Here is a 5,250-nt window from a genome sequence, read left to right on the forward strand (position 1 = left end):
CGGCGGCGGCCGGCGCTTCGCGCGGCTCGCGCAGCGGCGCGGGCTGGGCCGGGCGCACGTTGGTCACCGCCGGCGCTTCGGGGATGTTGAGGTGGGCCTTGGTCAGCGCATGGACCGGCAGCTTGCGCTGGGTGCCGCGCTGGTAGCTGGGCTTGCTGGTCTCCTCGCCGATCTCGTTCTCGCGCACGCGCGTGACTTCGTAGTGCGGGGTTTCCAGGTGCTCGTCGGCGACGATGACGATCGGCGCGTCGTGGCGCGCCTCGATCTCCATCAGCGCGCGGCGCTTCTCGTTGAGCAGGAAGTTGGCGATCTCGGTCGGCGCCTGCACCAGCACCTGGCCGGTGTTTTCCTTCATCGCGTGCTCTTCGGCCACGCGCAGGATCGACAGCGACAGCGACTCGACGCTGCGCATGCGGCCGTGGCCCTCGCAGCGCGGGCAGACCAGCTGGCTGGATTCGCCCAGCGAGGGACGCAGGCGCTGGCGGCTCAGTTCGAGCAGGCCGAAGCGCGAGATGCGGCCGATCTGCACGCGCGCGCGGTCCTGCTTGAGCGCGTGCGACAGGCGGTTCTCGACCTCGCGCTGGTGGCGGTTGGACGACATGTCGATGAAGTCGATCACCACCAGGCCGCCGAGGTCGCGCAGGCGCATCTGGCGGGCGACTTCCTCGGCCGCTTCCAGGTTGGTGTTGAACGCGGTCTCCTCGATGTCGCCGCCCTTGGTGGCGCGCGCCGAGTTGACGTCGATCGCGGTCAGCGCCTCGGTCTGGTCGATCACCAGCGCGCCGCCGGAGGGCAGGCGCACGGTGCGCTCGTAGGCGTTCTCGATCTGCGATTCGATCTGGAAGCGGTTGAACAGCGGGGTGTCGTCGGCGTACTTCTTGAGCTTGCGCAGGTTGTGCGGCATCACCTGCTCGACGAACTGGCGCGCCTCGGCGTACATCTCGTCGGTGTCGACCAGGATCTCGCCGATGTCCGGGCGCATGTAGTCGCGCAGGGCGCGGATGATCAGGCGCGACTCCTGGTAGACCAGGAACGGCGCGGGCTTCTTCAGCGCCTCGTCGGTGATCGCCTTCCACACGCTGACCAGGTAGTCCAGGTCCCACTGCAGCTCTTCGGCGTCGCGGCCGACGCCGGCGGTGCGGATGATCACGCCCATGTCGTCGGGGATGGTCAGCTTGTCCATCGCCTCCTTGAGCGCGGCGCGGTCGTCGCCCTCGATCCGGCGCGAGACGCCGCCGGCGCTGGGCGAGTTCGGCATCAGCACCATGTAGCGGCCGGCCAGGGAGATGAAGCTGGTCAGGGCGGCGCCCTTGTTGCCGCGCTCTTCCTTGTCGACCTGGACCACGATCTCCTGGCCTTCGCGCAGCAGCTCGCGCAGGCCGGCCTTGTGGTGGTCCACGCCGGGCTGGAAGTAGTCGCGGGAGATTTCCTTCAGCGGCAGGAAGCCGTGGCGGTCGGCGCCGTAATCGATGAAGGCGGCTTCGAGCGAGGGTTCGAGCCGGGTGATGCGGCCCTTGTAGATGTTGGACTTCTTCTGTTCCTTCGACGGCTGTTCGATGTCGATGTCGTACAGGTTCTGGCCGTCGACGATGGCCACGCGCAGTTCTTCGGCCTGCGTCGCGTTGATCAGCATGCGCTTCATTGTTGCGTTCCTCGCGCGCTCTACCGCGCGGAACGCCATGGCGTTTCGCTATCTGGGAACTGAGTCCGCGCCGTCGCGTTCGGCGCCCGCGGGGTGCGGGCCGCCCGCCGCGCCGGCGAGGCCTCCACTACCAGCGCTACATCACCACGGCACGCCGCGGGAGCGCTTAATACCTTTCACGTACTTTCGGGCCGGCGGCGCGAACGCCGCACGGGACGGGCGGCGGCTGCTTCGAGTGTCTGCTCGTTCGTGTTCGAGGACGGACTCTGGCGCCGCACGGGTGTTCATCGCGACGGTGTCATCCGCCGGGCGAGGGCGGGTTCCGCCGGTCCGTCGCTGCTAACATGGCTGCCCCGTGGGCAGTGGTTAGACGCGGACCGGAATCGCGGGAGGGGCTTTCGGCCCCGTACCGGGTCGCCTGCCGCGAGGCGGACGACCGGGTGCAACTCCCAGCGAAATCAAAACCTTATCTCGCGTCGCGAGTGTAACAGATAACGCTTCGGGATGACCCAATCAGCAAACTCCGGCAATGCCGGCGCCCGCACCGTGCGCGTGCCCGACGATCGCGACGGCCAGCGCCTGGACAACTTCCTGCTCGGCCAACTCAAAGGTGCGCCCAGGTCCTTGATCTACAAGCTGGTCCGCTCCGGGCAGGTGCGCGTGAACGGGGGCCGGGCCAAGGCCGAGCGCAAGCTCGAAGCCGGCGACGAGGTGCGCATTCCGCCGGTTCGTCTCACTGAGGCCGGCGACAAGCCGGCGCCGCCGAAGGGCTTCCTCGACGCGATGGAGCGCTCGATCGTGTTCGAGGACGCGCGCCTGCTGGCCCTGAACAAGCCCTCCGGCGTGGCCAGCCACGGCGGCAGCGGGATCAGCTTCGGCGCGATCGAGACCCTGCGCGCGCTGCGCCCGAACCAGGGCCTGGAGCTGGTCCACCGGCTCGACCGCGACACCTCCGGGCTGCTGATCGTGGCCAAGAAGCGCTCGGCCCTGACCGAGATGCAGGCCTTGATGCGCGAAGAGGGCGGTATCGCCAAGCGCTACCTGGCGCTGCTGACCGGGCGCATGCCCGACGGGGTCATGACCGTCGACGCGCCGCTGCACATCGGCCTGCGCCAGGGCGGCGAGCGCCACGTCCAGGTGCATCGCGACGGCAAGGCCTCGCTGAGCCACTTCAAGGTGCTCGAGCGCCGCGGCGGGCAATCGTATTGCGAGGTGCGGATCGAAACCGGCCGCACCCACCAGATCCGCGTGCATTCCCAGCACATCGGCCATCCGGTCGCCGGCGACGACAAGTACGGCGAGGCCGAAATCAACAAGAAGCTGCGCGATCAGTTCGGCCTGCGCCGGCTGTTCCTGCACGCCTCGACCCTGGAGTTCGCGCTCGACGGCGGGCGCGAGCGCTATTCGCTCAACGCGCCGCTGGCGCCGGAGCTGGTCGAGGTGCTGGACCGCCTCGGCGGATAAACGAAAGCCGGGCGATGCGCTCGCCCGGCCTCTGGTTCCGTTCTACGGCGAGCGCATCGACGACGCGCCGCAGCGTGCGCGCCGCTCAGGGGCCGCCGGCGCCGCCGCAATGCTCCGGCCGCTCGGCCGGCGCGTGGAAGGTCACCGGCACCTGGATGTCGGTCGCCACCGGCTTGCCGTTGCGCGTCGCCGCCTCGAAGCGCCAGCGCTGCACGCCCTTGGTCGCTGCGGCGTCCAGCGCGGGCACGCCGCTGCTGGTCAGCACGTTGGCCCGGGTCGGCTTGCCTTCGGCGCCGACGGTCAGCTGCAGCACGACCTTGCCGCCGACCTGGTCGCAGCCGATTTCCAGCGGATAGTCCGGCGGCGGCGTGTCGACCGCGCGCAGCGGCGTGGACGGGATGATCGGTTCCTCGGCGGCGCGCTGGCCGCAGCCGGCAGCCGTCGCGGCCAAGGCGAAAGCGAGGGACGGAGCGAACAGGCGGCGATGCAGGTTCATGAGGTGATCAACCAATCAGGGCTTCGGCCTTGGCCGCGCAGATGAAGTCGTTCTCGCTGAGTCCGCCGACATCGTGGGTGGAATAGCGCACCACGCAGCGGTCGTAGTGCACGCCGAGGTCGGGGTGATGATCCTCGCGATGGGCCATGAACGCCAGTGCGTTCACGAACGCCATGGTCCGATAGTAATCGTCGAAGCGGAACGTTTTGGTGAGGGCGTGGCCGTCCTCGGCCAGTTCCCAGCCCGGCACCTGCGGCAGCAGTTCGCGCACGCGCGCTTCGCTGAGACGGTGCTCGCTGCCGCGCAGGGCGACGCAATGGGCCTGGACGAGCGGAATGAGGTCGTTCATGGGGGACTCCTGGCGGCCCGGCGTCGGCGCCGCGGCGTTGCGTCTGCGCCGCGCCGGCCCCATGTGAATGGACCCGTATCCGCGGCGGTCGTAGGCTTGCTGCGCGACATCCGGCCGCGCCGTCCCCGTTAGAATAGCCCGATGATCAATATTTCCGAATCCGCCCAGGCGCACTTCCGCAAGCTGATCGAACGCGAGGCCCTGCCGGGCCTGGGCGTGCGACTGTCGGCGGTCCATCCCGGCACGCCGCGCGCCGACGTGCGCCTGGAGTTCGCCGAGCCGGCCGACCTGGCCGGCGACGAGTGGGCGGTGGACTGCGAAGGCTTCACCCTCTGGCTGCGCGCCGACAGCGTCAAATATCTCGACGGCGCCGAAATCGATTACGAAACCCGCGCCACCGGCGGCCAGCTGCAGATCCGCGCGCCCAAGATCAAGGGCGAGGCGCCGGCCGATTCGGCCTCGCTGGTCGAGCGCGTGCACTGGATCGTCGAGCACGAGATCAACCCGCAGCTGGCCCAGCACCGCGGCCACGTGTCGGTGCAGGAAGTCACCGCCGACGGCGTGGTGCTGCTGCGCTTCGGCGGCGGCTGCCACGGCTGCGGCATGGCCGACGTGACCCTCAAGCAGGGCATCGAAACCACCTTGATGAGCAAGGTGCCGGGCGTGACCGCGGTGCGCGACGCGACCGACCACGACACCGGCCAGGCGCCGTACATCCCGCGCGACAGCGCGGCCTGACCCCGCCGCGGCGCCGCCTGTGCCCACCGCCGCATCGATCATCGAAGCCCTGCAGCGACGGTTGCGGCTGACCCTGCGCCGCGATTCGCCCGAGCCCGGCGAGTTCCCGCCCGCGTGGCAGGGCTGGCTGGACGCGCAGAGCGCGCGGCCCGGCGCGGTCGTCGGCGCGACCGCCGACGCCTGGCTCGCGGTGTTCGCCGAGCGCCCGTTGAGCGCGCCGCCGCGGCGCGCGCCGGCGCTCAGCCGTTGGCAGGCGTTCGCGACCTTGTGGCGGCAGCAGTGGCTGCCGCCGGAACCCGAGGACCGCCGCCTGCGTTGGGGCGCGGGCGTGGTCTCGCTGCTGTGGCATCTGCTGTTCGGCGGGCTGCTGGTGTGGCTGATGTATCTGCAGTACTTCGCCACCCGCCCGCCGCCGCCGGGCGAGACGACGGTGACGCTGATCGAATACGTCGGCCAGGGCACGCCGCAGGAGCCCGGCGGCGGTTCCCGACAGCCCAGCGACCAACCGCAACCGGCGCCGCCGTCGCCGCCGGCCGAACCGGCGCCGCCGCAGCCCGCGCC

At 70.2% G+C, this 5,250-nt stretch carries 5 protein-coding genes and 1 pseudogene; 3 read left to right on the plus strand and 3 right to left on the minus strand.

All coding sequences use genetic code 11. The features are described 5' to 3' along the window. Nucleotides 1-1,642 (minus strand): Rne/Rng family ribonuclease (locus A7A76_RS23340; RefSeq protein WP_206413555.1); only part of this gene is annotated, 1,642 nt, incomplete at its 3' end. 504 nt (nt 1,643-2,146) lie between these two features. Here A7A76_RS23340 and A7A76_RS23345 point away from each other — a divergent pair. Next, the gene (locus tag A7A76_RS23345; RefSeq protein WP_206413556.1) at nt 2,147-3,106 is read left to right on the plus strand and encodes an RluA family pseudouridine synthase; all 960 of its coding nucleotides are present in this window, start codon (nt 2,147-2,149) and stop codon (nt 3,104-3,106) included. Between the two features lie 85 nt (nt 3,107-3,191). Here the strand turns inward: A7A76_RS23345 and A7A76_RS23350 are convergent, their stop codons facing one another. After that, the gene (locus A7A76_RS23350; RefSeq protein WP_206413557.1) at nt 3,192-3,602 is read right to left on the minus strand and encodes an energy transducer TonB; all 411 of its coding nucleotides are present in this window, start codon (nt 3,600-3,602) and stop codon (nt 3,192-3,194) included. 7 nt (nt 3,603-3,609) lie between these two features. Next, complete coding sequence (locus tag A7A76_RS23355; RefSeq protein ID WP_206413558.1) at nt 3,610-3,951, minus strand: 4a-hydroxytetrahydrobiopterin dehydratase; 342 nt, start codon at nt 3,949-3,951, stop codon at nt 3,610-3,612. Nucleotides 3,952-4,092: 141 nt separating this feature from the next. Between A7A76_RS23355 and A7A76_RS23360 the strand changes: the two genes are divergently transcribed. Next, nucleotides 4,093-4,689, plus strand: coding sequence for an NfuA family Fe-S biogenesis protein (locus tag A7A76_RS23360; protein ID WP_206413559.1), 597 nt, complete (start codon nt 4,093-4,095; stop codon nt 4,687-4,689). 19 nt (nt 4,690-4,708) lie between these two features. Next, nucleotides 4,709-5,250 (plus strand): annotated as a pseudogene (locus A7A76_RS23365) (hypothetical protein); the annotation flags it as partial.

The sequence above is a fragment of the Lysobacter enzymogenes genome (assembly GCF_017168095.1).
GTDB lineage: Bacteria > Pseudomonadota > Gammaproteobacteria > Xanthomonadales > Xanthomonadaceae > Lysobacter > Lysobacter enzymogenes_D.